15 protein-coding genes, 1 other RNA gene and 3 pseudogenes are annotated in these 19,339 nt (G+C 73.1%); 6 read left to right on the plus strand and 13 right to left on the minus strand.

Annotation, left to right across the window (positions count from 1 at the left end; genetic code table 11):
* Window positions 1-38 precede the first annotated feature (38 nt).
* Window positions 39-1,715, minus strand: coding sequence for a ribulokinase (araB, locus tag ACFZBB_RS00720; protein WP_391116432.1), 1,677 nt, complete (start codon window positions 1,713-1,715; stop codon window positions 39-41).
* 214 nt (window positions 1,716-1,929) lie between these two features.
* The gene (locus ACFZBB_RS00725) at window positions 1,930-2,988 is read right to left on the minus strand and encodes a substrate-binding domain-containing protein (RefSeq protein ID WP_391116434.1); all 1,059 of its coding nucleotides are present in this window, start codon (window positions 2,986-2,988) and stop codon (window positions 1,930-1,932) included.
* A gap of 544 nt (window positions 2,989-3,532) precedes the next feature.
* Here ACFZBB_RS00725 and ACFZBB_RS00730 point away from each other — a divergent pair.
* Window positions 3,533-4,497, plus strand: a pseudogene (locus ACFZBB_RS00730) (phosphotransferase).
* 65 nt (window positions 4,498-4,562) lie between these two features.
* Here ACFZBB_RS00730 and ACFZBB_RS00735 read toward each other — a convergent pair.
* The 8 genes from ACFZBB_RS00735 to eno form a co-directional block, all read right to left on the minus strand.
* Window positions 4,563-4,730, minus strand: a complete 168-nt coding sequence (locus tag ACFZBB_RS00735; protein ID WP_391116436.1) for a hypothetical protein — start codon at window positions 4,728-4,730, stop codon at window positions 4,563-4,565.
* The gene (locus ACFZBB_RS00740; protein WP_391117447.1) at window positions 4,708-5,007 is read right to left on the minus strand and encodes a hypothetical protein; all 300 of its coding nucleotides are present in this window, start codon (window positions 5,005-5,007) and stop codon (window positions 4,708-4,710) included. Before ACFZBB_RS00740 ends, ACFZBB_RS00735 begins: the two co-directional genes overlap by 23 nt.
* Window positions 4,953-5,783 carry a hypothetical protein gene (locus ACFZBB_RS00745; RefSeq protein WP_391116439.1) on the minus strand — a complete coding sequence of 277 codons (831 nt, stop codon included), beginning with the start codon at window positions 5,781-5,783 and terminating at the stop codon, window positions 4,953-4,955. Before ACFZBB_RS00745 ends, ACFZBB_RS00740 begins: the two co-directional genes overlap by 55 nt.
* A gap of 156 nt (window positions 5,784-5,939) precedes the next feature.
* On the minus strand, window positions 5,940-7,154 hold the full coding sequence (locus ACFZBB_RS00750; RefSeq protein ID WP_391116441.1) for a GDSL-type esterase/lipase family protein: 1,215 nt from the start codon (window positions 7,152-7,154) through the stop codon (window positions 5,940-5,942).
* Between the two features lie 6 nt (window positions 7,155-7,160).
* On the minus strand, window positions 7,161-7,739 hold the full coding sequence (locus ACFZBB_RS00755) for a WHG domain-containing protein (RefSeq protein ID WP_355334633.1): 579 nt from the start codon (window positions 7,737-7,739) through the stop codon (window positions 7,161-7,163).
* Between the two features lie 241 nt (window positions 7,740-7,980).
* A complete protein-coding gene (locus tag ACFZBB_RS00760; RefSeq protein ID WP_391116444.1) occupies window positions 7,981-8,427 on the minus strand; it encodes a GNAT family N-acetyltransferase in 447 nt (148 codons plus the stop codon).
* 516 nt (window positions 8,428-8,943) lie between these two features.
* Window positions 8,944-9,582: a molybdopterin-dependent oxidoreductase gene (locus tag ACFZBB_RS00765; RefSeq protein ID WP_391117449.1), complete on the minus strand. Its 639-nt coding sequence runs from the start codon at window positions 9,580-9,582 to the stop codon at window positions 8,944-8,946.
* Between the two features lie 240 nt (window positions 9,583-9,822).
* Window positions 9,823-11,115: a phosphopyruvate hydratase gene (eno, locus tag ACFZBB_RS00770; RefSeq protein WP_391116446.1), complete on the minus strand. Its 1,293-nt coding sequence runs from the start codon at window positions 11,113-11,115 to the stop codon at window positions 9,823-9,825.
* 120 nt (window positions 11,116-11,235) lie between these two features.
* Between eno and ACFZBB_RS00775 the strand changes: the two genes are divergently transcribed.
* The 3 genes and pseudogenes from ACFZBB_RS00775 to ACFZBB_RS00785 all read left to right on the plus strand — a co-directional run bounded on the left by ACFZBB_RS00775 (window position 11,236) and on the right by ACFZBB_RS00785 (window position 13,680).
* Window positions 11,236-12,120, plus strand: coding sequence for a winged helix-turn-helix transcriptional regulator (locus ACFZBB_RS00775; RefSeq protein ID WP_391116449.1), 885 nt, complete (start codon window positions 11,236-11,238; stop codon window positions 12,118-12,120).
* A 71-nt stretch (window positions 12,121-12,191) separates the two neighbouring features.
* Window positions 12,192-12,347: pseudogene (locus tag ACFZBB_RS00780) on the plus strand (MFS transporter); the annotation flags it as partial.
* A 175-nt stretch (window positions 12,348-12,522) separates the two neighbouring features.
* A complete protein-coding gene (locus ACFZBB_RS00785; protein WP_391116451.1) occupies window positions 12,523-13,680 on the plus strand; it encodes a type III polyketide synthase in 1,158 nt (385 codons plus the stop codon).
* A 168-nt stretch (window positions 13,681-13,848) separates the two neighbouring features.
* Here the strand turns inward: ACFZBB_RS00785 and ACFZBB_RS00790 are convergent, their stop codons facing one another.
* Window positions 13,849-16,005, minus strand: a complete 2,157-nt coding sequence (locus tag ACFZBB_RS00790) for a SpoIIE family protein phosphatase (protein ID WP_391116453.1) — start codon at window positions 16,003-16,005, stop codon at window positions 13,849-13,851.
* Between the two features lie 408 nt (window positions 16,006-16,413).
* Window positions 16,414-16,819, minus strand: an RNA gene (gene rnpB / locus ACFZBB_RS00795) — RNase P RNA component class A.
* Between the two features lie 254 nt (window positions 16,820-17,073).
* Here rnpB and yaaA point away from each other — a divergent pair.
* Window positions 17,074-17,859 (plus strand): peroxide stress protein YaaA, encoded by a 786-nt coding sequence (yaaA, locus tag ACFZBB_RS00800; RefSeq protein WP_391116455.1) that lies wholly within the window; start codon window positions 17,074-17,076, stop codon window positions 17,857-17,859.
* A 93-nt stretch (window positions 17,860-17,952) separates the two neighbouring features.
* Complete coding sequence (eda, locus tag ACFZBB_RS00805; protein WP_391116457.1) at window positions 17,953-18,570, plus strand: bifunctional 4-hydroxy-2-oxoglutarate aldolase/2-dehydro-3-deoxy-phosphogluconate aldolase; 618 nt, start codon at window positions 17,953-17,955, stop codon at window positions 18,568-18,570.
* Between the two features lie 46 nt (window positions 18,571-18,616).
* On the opposite strand, the pseudogene ACFZBB_RS00810 reads toward eda, so the two are convergent.
* Window positions 18,617-19,333 (minus strand): annotated as a pseudogene (locus ACFZBB_RS00810) (histidine phosphatase family protein); the annotation flags it as partial.
* Window positions 19,334-19,339: the final 6 nt, after the last annotated feature.

Consider the following 19,339-nt stretch of genomic DNA (forward strand, 5'->3'; position numbering starts at 1 on the left):
ATGAGCGCTAACAAAAGACGGTGCCATGACACGCCCCCTTACGGCTGAGCCGGCGCGTCCGCCTGCGCCCGCCCTCGGAGCGCCCGCAAGCGGTGCATGACATCGCTGCCGCCCCGGCCGAAGTGGTCGTGCAGGGCCCGGTATTCGGCGTAGAGGTCGTTGTAGGCGGCGGCGCGTTCGGGGTCGGGCAGATAGGCATTACGGTGCAGGCGGCCCATCGCGGCCGAGGCGGTGCGGATGTCGGGGTGGGCCCCCGCGGCGACGGCCGCGTGGATCGCGGCGCCCAGCGCCGGGCCCTGCTCCGAGGACAGCACGTTGACCGGCCGGTTCAGCACATCGCTGTAGGTCTGCATGAGGAAGGTGTTCTTCAGCAGGCCGCCCGCCGCCGTGAAGTCGGTGACCGGCACCCCCGCGCCCTCGAACGCCTCCACGATGGTCCGCGTGCCGAAGGCCGTCGCCTCGACCAGCGCCCGGTAGATGTCCTCGGGACGGGTGTCCAGCGTCAGCCCCACCAGGAGCCCCGACAGGTGGTGGTCCACCAGCACGGAGCGGTTGCCACTGTGCCAGTCGAGCGCCAACAACCCGTGTCCGCCGACCGGTTGGGCGGCGGCCTTCTCCGTCAGCAGCTCGTGCGGGCTGATGCCGCGCTGCCGGGCCTCCAGCGCGTACGGCTGCGGTGTCGCGGTCCGCACCGCCCAGGCGAAGATGTCCCCCACCCCGCTCTGGCCCGCCTCGTAGCCCCACAGGCCGGGGACCACGCCGTCGCGGACCACCCCGCACATGCCCGGCACCTCGGCGAGCACGTCGGAGTTCATGATGTGACAGGTCGAGGTCCCCATGATCGCCAGCAGATGGCCGGGGTCCAGGGCCCGCGCGGCGGCGCTGGTGACATGCGCGTCGACGTTTCCGACCGCCACGACCGTGCCCGCGCGCAGCCCGGTCAGCGCGGCGGCCGAAGCACTCAAACCCCCGGCGACGGTGCCCAGTTGGGACAGCGGGTGGTCCAGCTTCGCCGTGAAGCCGGCGAAGTCCGGGTGCAGCGAGGCCAGGAACGCGGCGTCCGGATAACCGCCGTCCTGGTGGATGCCCTTGTAACCGGCCGTGCACAGATTGCGGTTCTCGGCCCCGGTCAACTGCCAGACGATCCAGTCGGCCGCCTCGATCCAGCGGTCGGCCGCCGCGTAGACCTCCGGGTCCTCGCGCAGCACCTGCAACGCCTTGGCGTACTGCCACTCGCTGGAGATCCGCCCGCCGTAGCGGCCGAGCCACGGCTGCCCGGACTCCTCAGCGCGGCGCACGATCAGCTCCGCCTCCGGCTGGGCCGCGTGGTGCCGCCACAACTTCGGGTAGGCGTGGGGGCGTTCGGCCATGCCCGGCAGCTCGCACAGCGGCGTGCCGTCCGCCGTCGCGGGCAGCACCGTACAGGCGGTGAAGTCCGTCGCCACCCCCACGACCTGCTCCGCCCGCACCCCGGCGGCCTCCAGCGCGCGCGGCACGGCGAAGCGCAGCACGTCCCGCCAGTCCTGCGGAATCTGCAACGCCCAATCAGGCGGCAGCTCAGAGCCGTTCGGCAGCGCGCCGTCCACCACCCCATGGGTGTACTCGTGGACGGCGCTGCCCAGCTCCTTGCCGTCGTCGACCGCCACGACCAGGGCGCGCCCGGACAGCGTGCCGAAATCGATGCCGACGGTGACGGCGGGAGGATCGGTCATCATGCGTGTCTCCCCATACGCCGGGGGCTCCGGCAGCCGGTCGCGTACCGATTGCCCTGCGGTGTGAACTCTGCGGCGGTGCGATCCTGTTCTGTCCTGCGGGACGTGCTGCGGGGCTTCCTGCCGGACTCGGTGCCGGTCCGGTGGCCGGACCTGCGGCGATGCGTGCTGCGATACGTGCCGCGGTGCCGTGCGCCGCCCGTACGGACCGCCGCCCTCAGGACGGGTTGCTGCTGCTGCGGACGATCAGGCGCGGTTCGATGACGACGCGTTCGCCGCCGCGGGTGGTACCGGACTCCAACTGATCGACCAGCAGTCGGATGCTGGCCTGACCGACCGCGGTGAAGTCCTGCCGGACGGTGGTCAGCGGCGGGGCGAAGAACTCGGCTTCAGGGATGTCGTCGAAGCCCGCGATGGCGACCTGGCCCGGCACCGAGAGACCGGCCTCCCGGAAGGCCCGCAACACCCCCAGCGCCATCTGGTCGTTGGCGACGAAGACGGCCGACACCTCGGGTGAACCGCGGCGCCCGGAGCCCGCCGAGACCCGGCCCGCCAGCTCCTGCCCCGCGCGGTAGCCCGACAGCGGCGTCCAGTCCCCCACCAGCGGCGGCGGCACCTCGACGCCCGCCTCCTCCAGCGTGGCGCGCCAGCCCTGCACGCGGGCCTCGGCCTCCAGCCAGTTCTGCGGGCCCGCGACATGCCAGACCGTGCGGTGGCCGCCGGCCAGCAGATGGCCCGTGACCAGCCGCGCGCCCAGCTCCTGGTCCACCGAGACGCCGGGGATCGGCAGGCCGTGCCCGCCCTCTACCGTGACGAGGGGGAACGGCAGCTTCAGCTCGGCCAGTGCGGCGACGGCCTCCCGCTCCGGCACTATCACCACGATGCCCTCCACCCCCCAGTCGCTGAGGTGGTCGATCGCGTCGGCGAGCGCCTTCGGGGTGTGCCGCCGCAGGGTCACCGCGGACACCATGTAGCCCTCGTCCCGCGCCGCTTCCTCCAGCCCGAACAGCGTGCTCGCCGGCCCGAACAGTGTCGGATTGCACGCCACCACCCCCAGCGTCAGCGTCCGCCGCGTCACCAGCGCCCGCGCCGACGAGTTGCGCCGGTACCCCAGCGCCTCGATCGCCCGCAGCACCTCCGCGCGCGTGGTGTCCCGCACATTCGGGTGATCGCTCAGCACCCGCGACACCGTCTGATGCGAGACTCCCGCCACCTGGGCGACATCCGCCATGGTGGGGGCCCTGCGGGGCGCTGCCGGGTCCGCGGTGCGAGACATGGCTCTCCGTTCCGTGATGCTGCTAAGTGTTAGCGCTCACAGTCCCATCCGTCAAGGCCATACGCTCGCGCCGGGCGGAGGAGAACGTGCCTTTACCAGGCCCCTGCGGGGGGCGACCCTCCCAAGGGCTTGTGCCCCGTAGGTGCGCGGGGAAGGTGCGCCGCACTGGCGCAGGGCCTGCTTTTCAGGGGCGCGGGGAATTGCGCGACAAGCCACCGCGCTCCCGCACCTCACCACCCGCCCCAGCGGGGCGAATCGGCCGTCCCCGGACCACCCGCCGGTGGGGGCGGACCGCGCAGTTCCTCCCCCAGCCTTCGGCCGGGAGGTGCCCCCAGCGCCCCTCACGGGGCCCACCCACTCCCGTCCGGGCGGCGAGCCGATCTCTTCAGGGGCGCGGGGAACGCTCCCGCACCTCACCACCCGCCCCAGCGGGGCAAATCGGCCGTCCCCGGACCACCGGCCCGGTGGGCAAGCGCGGCGCGGACGGCGCGTCTGTGGGGATACGGTCGCAGAGGGAACCTCACGGCGAGAGGCGGGACGGCGCGTGGTGGAGGTGGACGGGCACGGGCACGTGACGGCCGACGCGGACGTCGTGCGGTGGCTGGTGCGGGAGCAGCACCCGGACCTGGCGGAGCTGGAGCTGCGTCCGGTGGACGGCGGTTGGGACAACCAACTGTGGCGTTTGGGCGAGGAGTTGGCCGTACGACTGCCGCGTACGCCGCGCGCACCGGCGCTGCTGGCGAAGGAGCGCCGGTGGCTCCCGCTGCTGGCGCCGCGCCTGCCGCTGCCGGTTCCGGCGCCGGTACGCGGCGGTGAGCCGTCCGCCCGCTTCCCGCGGCCGTGGGCTGTCACGAGGTGGGTGCCGGGGAGCCCGGCGGACCTCACGCCGATCAGCCGGGGCGAGCACGCGGCCGACGCGCTCGCGGGGTTCCTCACGGCGCTGCACCGGGAGGCACCCGCCGACGCACCGGCCAACCCGGACCGCGGTGTCCCGCTGAAGTCCTTGGCCGACGGGTTCGACCAGGGCGTGGCCGCCCTCGCCGAAGGCGGCCTCGACGCGCGCCTGGCCGACGGCGCCCGGCGGGTCTGGGCGGACGCCGTCGCCGCCCCCGAGAGCACCGCCCCACCGACGTGGCTGCACGGCGACCTGCACCCCGCGAACGTCGTCGTCACAGACGGCACCCTCGCGGGCGTGATCGACTTCGGCGAACTGTGCGCGGGCGACGCGGCGAACGACCTCGCCGCCGCCTGGCTGCTCCTGCCCGCGGGCGCGGCGCCCCGCTTCTTCGCCGCCTACTGCCGCACGGACCCGGCCACGGTCCGCCGCGCCCGTGGCTACGCGGTCCGGGCCGCGTAGCCACGGTCCGCCGCGCCCGTGGCTACGCGGTCCGGGCCGCGCTCGGTCTCATCAGCGTCGGCCAGGCGGCCGAGAAGGGCCTGCCCGGCGGAAAGCCCACCTGGGGAGTCGCCGGGCGCGCGGCCCTGAAGCGCGTACTGGCCGACGTCTAGGCCCGGTTGACCAGGCCCGCTTGACCGGACAGATCGACCAGACCGATCGACCAGGCCCGGTACGCCTACGCCCGGTCAGCCGGTTCGTCGTCGCGCTGCCCCGACCACAGGAGCAGGAAGTGCAGCGCCTCGGCGGCGGGGCCGCCGGGCGGGGCGATGTAGGTGATCAGGTGCTGGTCGGGCCGGGTCGCGATGGACAACTCCTTTACGTCAAGGGTGAGTTCGCCGACCACGGGGGTGGCGGTAGGTCTTGATGAGCTGCCGGGGCCCGCGGACCTGGTGGCTCGCCCACCAGATCCGGAAGTCCTCGTCCCGAAGGCTGAGTTCACCGACGAGCGCGGCCAGCTCGGGATCGTCGGGATCGCGGCCCGCCTCCATCCGCAGCACCGCGACGCACTCGCGGGCGACCCGCGACCAGTCCGCGTACAGCGCACGGTACGCCGGATCGAGAAAGGTCAGCCGGTACAGATTCCGCTCACGCGCCGGCAGGGCCTCGAAGTCGGTGAGCAGCGCCGCGGCGGCCCGATTCCAGGCGAGTACGTCCTGACGGCGGCCGAGAAGGGCCTGCCCGGCGGAAAGCCCACCTGGGGAGTCGCCGGAGCTGCGGGTCGACGCGCTGCTCGGCGGGCCGCTGCCGTACGGCCGCCGCGGCCTGGGTCACGTCGGCGACGGTGAAGAGATGCGCGCGCTCGTCGGGGGCGAGCCGCAGCGCGTCGGCGAGGGCGCTTCACCGAGGCCCTGGCCCCGAACCCGGACCCGGACCCCGCAGCGGGCTTCAGCGGACGATCAGCGGTCTGAACGCGGACCGGATGTCGGACGTGGACGGCGTGACGTACACCTCGGACGGCGGCCCGGTGTCGATGGTGCCGTAGGTGGTGTACGACACCGTAGCCGGGGCAACTCCCGCCGCCGATCCGCACGGTACGGCTCGACACGAGCTTGCCGGTGCGCAGGTCGAACACCTTCACCGGGATCGCGATCTTGCGGAATTTCACCTCGCGGGGGAAGTCGGGCAGCCGCTTGTTCTCGTACGGGCAGGTCGTGACCGTCGTGCCGTAGTCCCTGTCGCCGACGCAGACCACGAGTACCGCCTTGGTGACGTCGCCGGCCGACCAGGAGCCGGGCAGTTTGCGGGTGTACTCGTCGTCGCCGGGGAACAGCGCGTAGTTGGTGCCCTTGCGGTAGGGGGCGGCGGCGCTGTACTTCGCCGGTTTCGAGCAGTAGTCGGGCTCGGCGTCGGCCGAAGTGCCCAGCAGCGTACGGACGTTGTCCAGCTCACTGGTCAAGGCGGCCTCCTTGACGCCGCTGCGGGCCTTGGCGGCGAGCCGGTCGCCGGGGTACTGGTCGAGCTGCTGCTGATACCGGCCGCAGGCCGTCGCCCATTGTCACCACCTGCGCCGGGAGGGGTCCCGGACGCACATCCGCCCTGTTCAGGGGTACTGCTACCGGCTTTCGGCGAAGGCGCCGCTCTCCGCGAAGGCCCGCTCGGCGAAGCGTTCGCCGATACGGCGGTGGGTGGCGGCGTCCGGGTGCAGCTCGTCGGGCAGCGGCAGTTCGGCGTAGTCCGCCTCGCCGTAGAGTTCGCGGCCGTCGAGGTAGTACAGGTGCGGGTCGGTGGCCGCGCGCTCGGCGACGATCCGCTCCAGTTCTGCGCGGATGACGGTCAGGGTCAGCTTGCCCGCCGCCAGCTCCGCCGGGTCGCCGGTGGCGCGGAACCGCAGCTTTCCGGTGCTGAGCGCTTCGAGGTCGAAGGCGGCGGGGCCCGGGGTGTTCTCGTGGATCGGGCTCAGGATCGGCGAGACGACCAGCAGCGGGGTGTCCGGGTGGCCCTCGCGGATGGTGTCGAGGAAGCCGTGCACCGCGGGGCCGAAGGCGCGCAGCCGCATCAGGTCGGCGTTGACGATATTGATGCCGATCTTCACGCTCACCAGGTCGGCGGGCGTGTCGCGCAGGGCGCGGGCCGTGAACGGGTCGAGCAGCGCGCTGCCGCCCAGGCCCAGATTGATCAGCTCCACACCGCCGAGGGAGGCCGCGAGAGCGGGCCATGTGGTGGTGGGGCTCGCCGCGTCGGAGCCGTGACTGATCGAACTGCCGTGGTGCAGCCAGACCTTACGGCCCCGGTCGGGGACCGGGCCGACGGGCGCGTCGGTGCGCAGCGCGACGATCTCGGTCGTCTCGTTGTGCGGCAGCCAGATCTCGATGTCCTTGTCCGCGTCGGGCAGTTCGGCGAAGCGGAGGGTGCCGGGGTCGCCGGGCTTGTGCTCGGCGGTTCCGGTGCTCATGTCGACGGTCAGGGTGTGGCCGCCGGCCACGCTGCCCTGGCCCGCGCGGCGGCCGTCGACCAGCAGGTCGTAGAGGCCGTCGGGGCGCGGCGGCGCGCCCACGTACACGCGCTTGGTGGGCAGTGTGTCCAGCTCCACGGTGGTGGCGCGGGTGCGGAACACCAGCCGTACGCCGGAGGGTTGGGCCTCGGCCATGGCGAGCTGGGCGTCGGCGCACTGGGCGCGGGCCCGCGCGGGCAGCCGGTGCGGCAGCACGCCGTGTTCGGTGTGCTCCAACTCCAGCGCGCCGCGCACCAGTTCCGCGCCCTCGGGCGTGGTGAAGAGGGTCGTGGTCCAGTCGCCGTGTTCGGTCCGTGCGTCGTTCTCGGTAGGCATTGCTCTTCAACTTCCGTCTTTTTCGGGCCAGTTCTTCAACAGGGCGTCGAGGGCGTCGATGACGCGTTCCCAGGTGTCCTGGGTGTCGGGCGCGCTGTGGCTGAACCCGCCGCCCATCTCCAGGCCGACGTAGCCGTTGAACACGCTCCCGAGCAGCCGCACCGCGTGGGTCTGGTCCGGCTCGTCGAGGTCGTAGCCGCGCAGGATCGCCCGTGTCATCTCCGCGTGCCGCCCGCCCGCGCTCGCGGCGGCGGCCTGCGGATCGAGCCGGAACTGGGCCGCCGCGTACCGTCCGGGGTGCTCCCGGGCGTAGTCGCGGTACACGTTCGCCAGCCCGGCGAGCGCGTCCTTCCCGGCCCGGCCCGCCAGTGCGGCGGCACCGCGATCGGCCATTTCCGCCAGTGCGAGCTGCGCGATCCCGGTCTGGAGATCGTGCGAATTCCGCACGTGCGAATACAGGCTCGCGACCTTCACGTCGAACCGCCTGGCCAGCTCGGAGACGGTCACCGCGTCGAACCCGACCTCGTCGGCCAGCTCCGCCCCCGCCCGCACCAAACGCTCCCGTGTCAGTCCTACGCGCACCACAGCCGCCCTCCTCGTCACCTAAGTCCATCATGCACATACCTAAACCCTTTAGGCAAATGACCGCAGCTTGATGTGACGGCGGACCCCGCTCATGGTGGGACCGCCGCCGTGGGGTCGCTGGGTGTGAGGCCGCTCGGTGTGGGGTCGCTCGCTGTGGGGTCGCTCGGTGTGGGGTCGCTCGCCGCGGGGGCCGCTCGCCGTAGGGCCCGCTCGCCGTGGGCCGGAAGGGCCCTGGGCCCGGCTAGTCGATCGGGAAGCGGTAGACCGTCGACTCGCGGGTCCGGAAGCCCAGCCGCTCGTAGAGCCGGTTCGCGGCGGCGCGGTCGGGGCGGGACGTCAGATCCACCGTCCGGGCGCCCGCCTCGCGGGCGAGCCGCAGTGCCTCCTCCGTGAGGAGCCCCGCGATGCCCTGACCCCGCGCCGCGCTGTCGACCACGACGTCCTCGACCCGCGCCCGCAGTCCCGACGCCAGGGGCAGCAGCACAAGCGTCAGGGTGCCGACAATGCCCTCGGCCGTCCGGGCGACGAGCAGCGTGTGGGCGTCGCACGCCACCAGCCGGTCGATCGCCGCGGCGTCGAGGGGCCGCGCCGTCGCGGACAGCTGCGGCAGCAGCCGGGCGAAGGCGTCGACGAGTTCCTGACCGGACTCCGGGCCGATCTCCCGGACGATCTCTACGCGGGCGTCCATGCGGGGAGCCTATCCATCCGTTCCGGCCGCACCGACGCGCCGGAGCCGGGGCGGGCTTGGCCGTAAAACCGGTTGGGCGCGCGATGCGCCGTTGGTAGCGTCCGCAGGACCGTCACACCCGGCGAGGAGGTGGAACCCGTGAAGGCCGGTTCTGATGGGGTGCTCCCTGTTCTCCTCACGACGTGGACGGCCCGCGTGGACGTCACCGGAGGCGCCGGGATCGCCCGGACGCTTCCCGAGCGCAACACCGCCTGTCTTCTGTGCGGTTCACCGCGCGAACGACGTCAAAAGGCGTCCGTGAACGAGACGTCGCCATGGGTGAGGTCAATGGCCCGCTCCGGCCGCCGCTTTCCAGCCCAGAACAGCCGGCGCTCGTGCTGCTGGGCCACTTCGGCGGCCCGCACAAGAAGGCGCCGCGGACGCTGGGGCGCGCGCAACGCCCTGTGACCGATGCCGGCTTCCCGGCCGCCGCCGTCAACGCACCGGACCACGGCGGCCGGCCCCGTACGCCGGTCGTCACACCGCCGGGCCGTCGCCGTCCTCCTCCTGGTGCGTGTAGCGCTGTTCCTTCCAGGGGTCCGCGAGGTTGTGGTGGCCGCGCTCCTCCCAGAAGCCGCGCCGGTCCGTCGTCATGTACTCGATGGCGCGGAGCCACTTGGGCCCCTTCCAGCTGTACAGATGCGGTACGACCAGGCGTACGGGGAAGCCGTGTTCCGGGGTGAGCTGGTCACCGTTGTGGTGGGTGGCCAGCAGGGTGCCGTCGGCGGTGAAGTCGGCGAGCCGGAGATTGGCGCTGTAGCCGTACTCCGCCCAGGCCATGACGTGGGTGGCGTGCGGCGCCGGGGGCGCCAGGTCCAGCAGGGTGCGGGCGGTGACGCCGAACCACTCGTGGCCGGTCGAGGTCGTCCCGGACGCGCAGTGCAGGTCGGCGGCGACCGTGGCGCGCGGCAGGGCGCTGAACTCCTCGAGGGTCCAGGTGTGTTCGCCGCCCGCGGCGGTGGCGCCGAACACCTTCAGACTCCACCGGTCCGCCCGGAATCTGGGCACGGGTCCGTAGTGCGAGACGGGCCAGCCCCTGACCTTGCGCTGTCCCGGGGGAAGCTCGTCGTTTCCTACTGGGTGATCGTCCTTCCCTGCGGGTCGATGCGGGTCGATGGCACGGCGGCGGTCCCGGTGGTGCGGTGGAGTTCCAGTGGCGCGCTGGAATCCGGTGGTGCGTTGAGGTCCGGCGGTGCGTGGAGGTCCGGCGTCCGCTCATGCGAGGCCAGACACCGTTGACGATTACCACATGCGGCGGGATCCAGCCCTTTCGCCTCGTATTCGCCGGGCGCCCCACGAAAACGTTCCCTGGACCCGCTCCGACCCCCCGGCCACACCCCCGGGCCCACCGTGCCGCTAGCGCCGCAGCCCGAGCGCCTCGCGGCCCGCGTACCGCGCCTGCGTCCCCAGCTCCTCCTCGATCCGGATGAGCTGGTTGTACTTGGCGGTGCGGTCGGAGCGCGACAGCGAACCCGTCTTGATCTGGCCGCAGCCGGTCGCGACGGCCAGGTCGGCGATGGTGGTGTCCTCGGTCTCGCCGGAGCGGTGCGACATCACGACGGTGTAGCCCGCGCGGTGCGCGGTGCCGACGGTCGCCAACGTCTCGGTGAGCGTGCCGATCTGATTGACCTTCACCAAAACGGAGTTGGCGACGCCGTCGCGGATTCCCTCGCGCAGCAGCGTCTCGTTGGTGCAGAAGACGTCGTCGCCGGTGAGCTGGCAGCGGTCGCCGAGCCGCGCCATGAGCAGCCGCCATCCGTCGCGGTCGTCCTCGGCCATCGGGTCCTCGATGGACGCCACGGGGTAGTCCGCCACCAACTGGGCCAGATACTCGGCGTGTTGCTCCACGCTGCGGCGTACGCCCTCGCCGGTGTAGTCGTAGACCCCGTCGCGGAAGAACTCCGACGCGGCGGGGTCCATGACGACGGTGATGTCGGTGCCGGCCTTGTACCCGCTGCGCTCGACGGCGCGTACGACGAAGTCCAGCGCCTCTTCGGCGGTCCGCAGGTCGGGGGCGAAGCCGCCCTCGTCGCCGACCGCGGTGCTGTGCCCCGCGGCCAGCAGGTCGCCGCGCAGGGTGTGGAATACCTCGGAGCCGATGCGTACGGCCTCGGCGAAGGTGGCCGCGCCGATCGGCGCGATCATGAACTCCTGGAAGTCCAGCGGATTGTCGGCGTGCGCGCCGCCGTTGACGATGTTCATCATCGGCACCGGCAGCAGCCGGGCGTCCACGCCGCCGACGTAGCGGTAGAGCGGCAGCCGGTGCGCGTGCGCGGCGGCCTTGGCGGTGGCCAGGGAGACGCCCAGGATCGCGTTCGCGCCGAGCCGGGACTTGTCGGGCGTGCCGTCCAGCTCGATCAGCGCCGCGTCCACGGCGGCCTGGTCCTCCGCCTCCAGGCCGACGACGACGTCCACGATCGACTCGTTGACGGCGTCGACGGCCCGCCGAACTCCCTTGCCGTGGAAGCGGGACGGGTCCTCGTCGCGCAGTTCCACCGCCTCGCGGGCGCCGGTCGAGGCTCCGGAGGGTACGGCCGCGCGGCCGGTGGAGCCGTCGGCCAGCTCGACGTCGACCTCAACGGTCGGATGGCCCCGGCTGTCGATGATCTCGCGGGCGACGACGCGGGTGATGGTGTTCCTGGCGGCCATGGCGGTGGTGCTCCTCACGTGCGGTGCGGACGACAACGACGCGGACGACGACGCGGACGACGACGATTAAGTTCCGAGCGAGAACAAAGTGAGTTCAGAAAGTGAATGTACTCTGTGCGGATGAGGATGCACAACGCCGACGAGGACTGCGGGATCGCCCAGGCCGCCGTGGTGATGGCCGACTGGTGGAACGTGCTCGTGCTGCGCGAAATCGCGCGCGGGCACGTGCGGTTCGACGCCCTGGCCTCCGAACTCGGCCTCTCCCGCAAGGTGCTCACCGAACGGCTCGGCGCGCTCGTCGCCCGCGGCGTCCTGCGGCGCAGCCTCTACCAACGCCGCCCGGTCCGCTACGAATACCTGCTCACCGACTCAGGACTCGCCCTGCTCCCGCTCCTGGTGGCGATGCAGGACTGGGGCGACCGCTGGGTCCTCGGCGACGGGACGACCACGGCGACCGCGCCGCCGGACGGGGCGGAGCACGCACGCGTGCACGCCCTGGCGGGCGGCGGTGCCGATACGAATACGGGCGCGCAGCTGCCCGCGGATCTCCGACTGCCCGCGAGCGACGGCTCCGAGCGCCCCGTCGTCGCGCCGGACGCCGCCGCCACCGTCCTGTTCACCTACCCCGGCACCGGCGTCGACTGGGGCGAGGACCCGATCCCCGGCGCGCCCGGCTGCACACTGGAGAACCGGCTCTTCCGCGACGCCTACGCCGACTTCCGCCGCGCCGACGTCGCCGTCCACGGCGTCAGCACCCAACTCCCCTACGAACAGGCGGCCTTCGCCAGCGCCGAAGCCGTCCCGTACCCACTGCTCTCCGACGCCCAGCAGCATCTGGCCGCCGCCCTGCGGCTGCCGACCTTCCGCGGCGCCGGGCGGCTCCGCCTCAAACGGCTCATCCTCGTCCTCGCCCCTGACCGCACCGTGCGGCACGTCCTCTTCCCCGTCGAGGACATTCCGGCGGCCGTCGAGGAGACGCTGCGCCTGGCGACGGCCGCTCCCTGACCGTCCGCGGAGGAGCTATCCGGCCTGGTCCCGCGACTGGTGGGCGCCCGACATGTCACCGCGTGAAGACCATGGGTGACGTGCCGAAAGACACCTCGATCACGCTGCTGTCCTTCGGGCATGCCTGCGTCGACATCCACCAGGGCGCCGTCGCGGCCCTCGTCCCCTCCTTCGTCGCCGAACGCGCCTACAGCTACGCCGCCGCCTCGGGCATCGCGCTCGCCGCGCCCACGGAACGGCCGGTCCGCACGGGCCGCTGGGTCCGGCCGAGTTGACCGGTCAGATCGGTGAAATCCTGGACACAGGGGTCGAAACGGTCAATGAGGAATCCAGGCTTCCGTTTCGGGGAGAGGGACAATACGGTGATACGGCGCCGTCCGGGCGCCGGGAAGGGGGTGCGGGATGAGCGTGTACATGTGGCCTCCCGCCGTGGTGCCGGGGCCGTACACCATCACTACCGAGGAGATCCTCGCCGAGGTCAACGGCCGCCACCCGGGGGCGGGTTGGCTGAAGCGTGCGGACGGGATGGCCAAGAACACCGGGATCGGGGAGCGGCGGTGGATGCAGCCCCTGGAGGCGATCACGGCGCCGAGCCGCAGCGGCTTCCCCGGGCCCGCTGCCTCATCGACGGGCGAGACGGGCAAGACGGCCGAGGCCGGCCCGCCGGTGCCGCAGACCGTAGAGGAGCGCACCGCGTCGGTGTGGGGGACGGTCCAGGACTGCGCGGAGCGGGCGGCCCGCCAGGCACTGAAGACCGCGGGAGTCACCCCTGACCAGGTGGATTACGTGGTCACCAGCAACTCGACCACCCCTGCCCTGCCGGGCCTGGACATCGCCCTGTTCAACCGGCTCGGGCTGCGCGAGGACGTGCTGCTGCTGCCGTTCTCGCAGTGGGCCTGCATCGCCGGTACCAGGTCGCTGGCCACCGCTTCGAAACTGCTGGCCGCCGACCCCGGCGCGACGGTGCTGATCGTCATCGCGGAGGCGCTGAGCACCACCTACCAGCCCGACGACACCGGCATCGACTCGCTGCTGATGCGGCTGCTGTTCGCCGACACCGCGGTCGCCGCCGTCGTCCGCAGCCGGCCGGAACAGGGCGCGTTCCTGCGGCTGGACGCCTCGTGGCACCGCACCGTGCCCGGCACAGCCGACATCCACCGGCTGCACACCCGCGCCGACGGGGTGCACTACGAGATGGACCGCTCGGGGCCCAAGTGGGTGCAGTCGACGCTCCCGCCCATGTGGGAGTGGGTGCGCGGCCGTCACACCGACCCGGACTGGCACCCGGACCTGCTGGTGGCCCACCCTGGCGGCACCCGCGTCCTGGAACTCATCCAGGAGAGCGTCCCGAGCTCCTGGCCCGACGTCCCGGGGTCCTGGCCCGACCACCTGCTGGACCACTCCTGGAGCAGCATCGTCACCGGCAACCGTGGCGGCGCCGCCGTATTCGACGTCCTCGACCGCGCCCTCCGCGCGGGCGTACCCGCCGGAGCCCGGACCGTACTGTACGGAGCGGCGCCGGGACTGACGGCCACCGCGATGGACGGGGTGTGGCTCTAGCCCGCCGTACGGGACGCGCGGGTCACAGGGTCGGTCCGGGCCCAACTGTCCGCCGCCGACGGTCAGTCCGGGTGACACCTACCCGCCGCCAGCGTTCAGTCCGGTTCACAACTGCCCCCCACCGACGGTCAGTCCGGATGACACCTACCCGCCGACGGTCGGCCCTGGTCACACCTGCCCGCCCGTGACGGTCAGTTGGGCCCACACCGTGCGCTCCCCCGCGGTCTCCCCGAGCCGCGTCCCCCACGCGGCACTCGTGTGCTGGACGACGAGGAGCCCGCGCCCGCTGGTCTCGGACACCCCGGCGCGCCGGGCCTGCGGCCTGCCGTGCGAGGGGCCGGTGACCTCGCAGATCAGACGGTCGGACAGGTGCAGCAGCCGGAGGGTCACCGGGCCGCCGGTGCCGAACCGCAGGGCGTTGGTGACGAGTTCGGACACCACCAGGGCGCTGCGGCCGTGGGGGTCGGCGATGCCCCACTCGGCGGTGCGGGCGCCGGTCCACGCCCGTGCGCGGGCGACCGCCGTGAGATCGCCCGCGGGCAGGCGGAGTGCGGGCATGTCGGCCGCGGGCAGACCGTCCATACGCGCCAGGAGCAGCGTGAGGTCGTCGTGCTGCGGCGGCGACCCGGTGACGTGGTCGACGACCGGTCCGACGACGGCGCTCAGGTCACCGGTCGCGTAGTGCCAGGACAGTGCCTCCAGCAGGGCGGTCATCCCGTCGTCGAGGTCGCGGCCCGGGTGCTCCACGAGGCCGTCGGTGTAGAGCCCGATCAGGGCGCCCGGCTCGGCGGTGACCTCCAGGGCCTCGTACGGTTCCTCGCGGGCCGTGCCCAGCGGCGGGTGCAGCGGCGGGGCGAGCAGTTCCGCGGCCCCGTCCGGGTGGACCAGCACCGGCGGCAGGTGCCCGGCGCTGACCACGGTGAGCCGCCGGGCGGCCGGGTCGTACACGGCGTAGCAGCAGGTCGTGCCCAGCGCCGCCGCCGCGGCGCCCAGTTCGCCGTCGGTCTCGGCGGTCGCGTGCAGGCTCCCCACGAGGGAGTCCAGGTGGGCCATCACCTCGACCGGCGGGTGATCGGCGGCGGCCAGGGTCTGGGCGGCCTGGCGCAGGGTGCCCATGACGGCGGCGGCGGCCAGGCCGTGCCCGACGGCGTCGCCGATCACCAGCGCGATCCGGCCGCCCGACAGGCCGATGACGTCCATCCAGTCGCCGCCGAGGCCGGCGCTGTCGGGCGCGGCGGGCCGGTATGCGCCCGCGGTGTGCATCGCCCGGCTCGGGGAGTGCGGCGGGCGCAGCCTGCGCTGGAGCGCCAGTACCTGCCGGTGCTCCCGCTGATGACGGCGCCCGTGCTCCAGATTCATCGCGGCGCGGAAGGCCAGTTCCTGGACGGCGAGCTGGTCGTCGCCGTCGAAGGCGCCGCGGGGATTGTCCTCACGCCGCCAGACCGCGACCGTGCCGAGTACGCGCTGCCGCCGGTCGGCGTCGGGGACAGTCAGCGGCGCGAAGGCAACCGCCAGCGGGCCGTGGTCCGGCACCAGGGCCCGTATCACGTCCGGGTCGTCGCCCAGGGCCCGCTCGATGGCGGCGCGGTCGGGCAGCACGGTGACGCCGGGGTGACCGGTGGTGCCGGAGGCGGGGTGGGCGGGCAGGTCCGGCAGGCGCTCACCCAGGCGGAGGAAGCCGCGCGGCCACGGCCGGTTCCCCGCGCGGGCGTACGCGGCGCGGCACTGCGGCTCGGTCCGATCGGGCAGATCCCCGCTCCACAGGCACTGCGCCAGCGACACCGTGACGGCGTCGCCCCAGGGCAGCAGACCTTCGGCGAGCTGGCGCGCCGTCGTTTCGATCTCCAGGGAGGTGCCCAGGGTCGAGGAAGCGGCGAAGACATCGAGCTGGGCGCTGACGTCGATCAGGCTGATCACCACCCGGCCCGGAGCCGCCGGGAGGACCGAAAGCGACACCACCGCGGGCGTTCCGTCCGGCCGGACCATGCGCTGGACCCGCGCCAGCAGCGGGCGGCCGGTGGCCAGCACACGCTCCACCCGGGCGGCGATCGCCGCCGCGTCCTCGGTCGGGAAGAGGTCGGTCGCCCGCGCGCCCGATCCGTCGACCACCCCGTCGAGCCACGTCCCGGCCAGATCGGCCTCCAGCACGGTCAGCCGCTCGTCGACGACGATGATGCCGAGCGTGTCGTCCGACCCCGCCCCCGACGGCGCGCTCAGCGCACTGGGCGGCTGCTGCGGAATCATCTCCGTCAGCACGGCACCGACCCGGCCGCCCGCACCGGACGCACCCTCGGAAGAAGCGTGGCTGGAGTTGGGGCTGGTCATCACGGCAAAGTCCGATCATCCGCCAACGGTTGATTTAAGACATTACGGACAATTAGCCAATAAAAACATAAAGAGCAAGTAAAGCGACTCTTTGTTCACCGTGACTCACACGGCGTACCGGCCGCGCGATCACCCCCTCCCGGTGGACCCGCGCGCCCCCACCTGCGGTCCGGGAGCCGCGCGACTCCCGGCAAGAGCCCTCGCGACCCCCAGGAACGCATGAAGGATGCACGACGCCGCCCACCCGCCCGCACTCGCGCCACCCGTACTCGACGCCCTGCACCGATTCGCCCGGCACTGACGCCGGCCGCGTGCACACCAGACCTCCACGGCGCGGGCTCGCCAACAGGGTCAGGCCGCCGGTGTCCGCCCAGCGCCCCAGGGCAAGCCCAAGGGGGCGGTGGGCGGCAGACGAGTCGAGCTGTACGCCGGGTTCTGTCGCCGGGCGGCCTCGCGGCCGGCCGGGAGACGGCCATCCATCTAGGGTCGGCGTTGCCACCGGCCTCGTGCGGTCTACCCGCGGACTCGGGCGGGCAGCCCTCGAACGTCCGCGCGGGTGCCGTATCGCTACGACGCCCTCTTGACCTTGCTCCGGGTGGGGTTTACCTAGCCGTCCAGGTCACCCTGGACGCTGGTGGTCTCTTACACCACCGTTTCACCCTTACCGGGGACCGAGATCCCCGGCGGTCTGTTTTCTGTGGCACTGTCCCGCGGGTCACCCCGGGTGGCCGTTAGCCACCACCCTGCCCTGTGGAGCCCGGACGTTCCTCGGGAAGCCCCCGAAAGGGCTCCACGCGGCCGTCCGCTCGGCTCGTCTGCCGTGTGGACCATGGTAGTGGCTGCGCGGGGGCGAAGAGCACCGCGGGGTCGGCGGCGAGCGTACGGCGGCCCGCCGGGGCCGGCCGGTCGGGCGCGGGCGGACAGGCCCCGTGGGCGGGCCGCCCAGGTCCTACTCTGGTGCGGGCCCCCCGACCAGGCGCGGGCGGCCCGAGCGCGAGCCGTACGACCACGCGCACCGTACGACCGCCTGGACCGTACGAACCGCAAGAACCGTATGAAGGAGATGCCGTGCTCGTCCTGTTGCCGCCGTCCGAGGGGAAGGCCACCGGGGGGACGGGGGCCGCGGTCGCGCTGGACTCGCTGTCGCTGCCGGGGCTGAACGAGGCGCGGGCGACAGTCCTCGACGAGCTGGTGGAGCTGTGCTCGGGCGACGAGGAGAAGGCGGCGGAGGTACTGGGGCTCAGCCCCGGCCTGCGCGGCGAGGTCGCCAAGAACGCGGCGCTGCGAACGGCGCCCGCGATGCCCGCCGCGGAGCTGTACACCGGAGTGCTGTACGACGCGCTGGGCCTGGCGACGCTCGGGCGGGCGGCGCGGCGCCGCGCCGAGGAGTCGCTGCTGGTGTTCTCCGGACTGTGGGGCGCGGTACGGCTCGGCGACCGCATCCCCTCCTACCGCTGCTCGATGGGCGTGAAGCTGCCGGGCGTCGGCGGCCTGGCGGCGTACTGGCGGCGGCAGACGGCCGATGTCCTGCCGGCCGAGGCGGGCGACGGCCTGGTGCTCGACCTGCGCTCGTCGTCGTACGCGGGCGCCTGGAAGCCGGCCGGGGAGGTCGCCGGGCGTACGGCGACGGTCCGCGTGCTCCAGGTGACAGTGGTCGGCGGGGTCGAGAAGCGGACGGTCGTCAGCCACTTCAACAAGGCCACCAAGGGCCGTCTGGTCCGCGCCCTGCTGGAGTCCGGCGCCCGGCCGAAGGACCCCAAGGGCCTCGCGCGAACGCTGCGGAAGCTGGGTTTCACGGTGGAGGAGCAGCCGGGTACGGGACGGCTCGACGTCCTGGTGCGCGAGATCCACTGAGGCACGCGGCGCGACGGTACGGAGCAAGGCCCTCGTTGCGCCCTGCGCAACGGCCGTTGCGCACGCTGGCGGACGCCAGGCAGGATGACGCGCATGACTTCCGTGCTCGACCTCGCCCCCGTCATCCCCGTGGTCGTCCTGGAGGACGCGGCGGACGCCGTACCGCTGGCGCGGGCGCTGGTCGCGGGCGGGCTGCCCGCGATCGAGATCACGCTGCGGACGCCCGCCGCCCTGGACGCGATCCGGGCGGTCGCGGACGGCGTCCCCGGCGCGGTGGTCGGCGCGGGCACGGTGCTGACGCCCGAGTTGACGGACGCGGCCGTGGGGGCGGGGGCCCGTTTCCTGGTCAGCCCCGGCTGGACGGACCGCCTCCTCGACGCGATGCGCGGCGCGGGCGTGCCGTTCCTGCCGGGCGTCTCGACCGCCTCGGAAGCGCTCGGGCTGCTCGAACGCGGCGTCACCGACATGAAGTTCTTCCCTGCCGAGGCGGCGGGCGGCGTCGCGTACCTCCGCTCCCTGGCCTCACCGCTCCCCCGGGCCCGCTTCTGTCCGACGGGCGGCATCGACGCGGCCCGCGCGCCCGAGTACCTGGCGCTGCCGAACGTGGGGTGCGTCGGCGGTACGTGGATGGTTCCGGGCGACGCGGTGCGGGCCCGGCGGTGGGATCTCGTGGAGAGCCTGGCGCGCGAGGCGGCGACGCTACGGGGCTGACGCCCTCAACAGCCGTACGGAGAAGGCCCTTACGGGAAAGGCCCGTTCACCGCAGGTGGGCCGTCTCGTTCAGCGACCGCAGCGACGCGTTGCCGTCCGCGTAGTACGCCACCTCCGAGAGCGACGCCGGGGCGAGGTACATGCGGAAGAGCGCTTCGGGCGGCGCGTCCAGGGCGAGGCGGGCGAGCGTCTTGATCGGGGTGACGTGGCTGACGAGCAGTACGGTACGGCCGCGGTGGGCGGTCAGCAGCGCGTCGCGGGCCGCGGCGACGCGGGCGGCGACGTCGGTGAAGCTCTCGCCGCCGGGCGGCGGGACGTCGGGTGAGCCGAGCCAGGCCGTGAGGTCGGCGGGCTGCCGGTCCCGTACCTCCGCGAAGGTGAGGCCGTCCCAGGCCCCGAAGTCCGTTTCGCGCAGGCCCTCTTCGAGGTGGACGTCCAGGCCGAGGCGGTCGGCGGCGATCCGGGCGGTCTCCCGGCAGCGGGTGAGCGGCGAGCTGACGACGGCCTCGATGCCGTGGCCTCCGCTCAGTCGCCCCTCGGCGCGCACCAACCCCTCGGCGCGCACCGGCCCCTCCGCGCGCACCGGCCCTTCGGCGCGTACGGCCAGCGCCGCCGCGGCCCGTTCGGCCTGGCGCCGCCCGGCGGCCGACAGCGACGGATCGCTTCCGCCGCTCCCGGAGAACCGCTTCTCCCCCGTCAGCGCGGTCTCGCCGTGCCGCAGCAGGACGAAGGTGGTGGGCGCCGCCATGTCGGGCGCCGCACCCTCGTG

This window comes from Streptomyces sp. NPDC008139, from assembly GCF_042957025.1.
Taxonomy (GTDB): Bacteria; Actinomycetota; Actinomycetes; order Streptomycetales; family Streptomycetaceae; genus Actinacidiphila.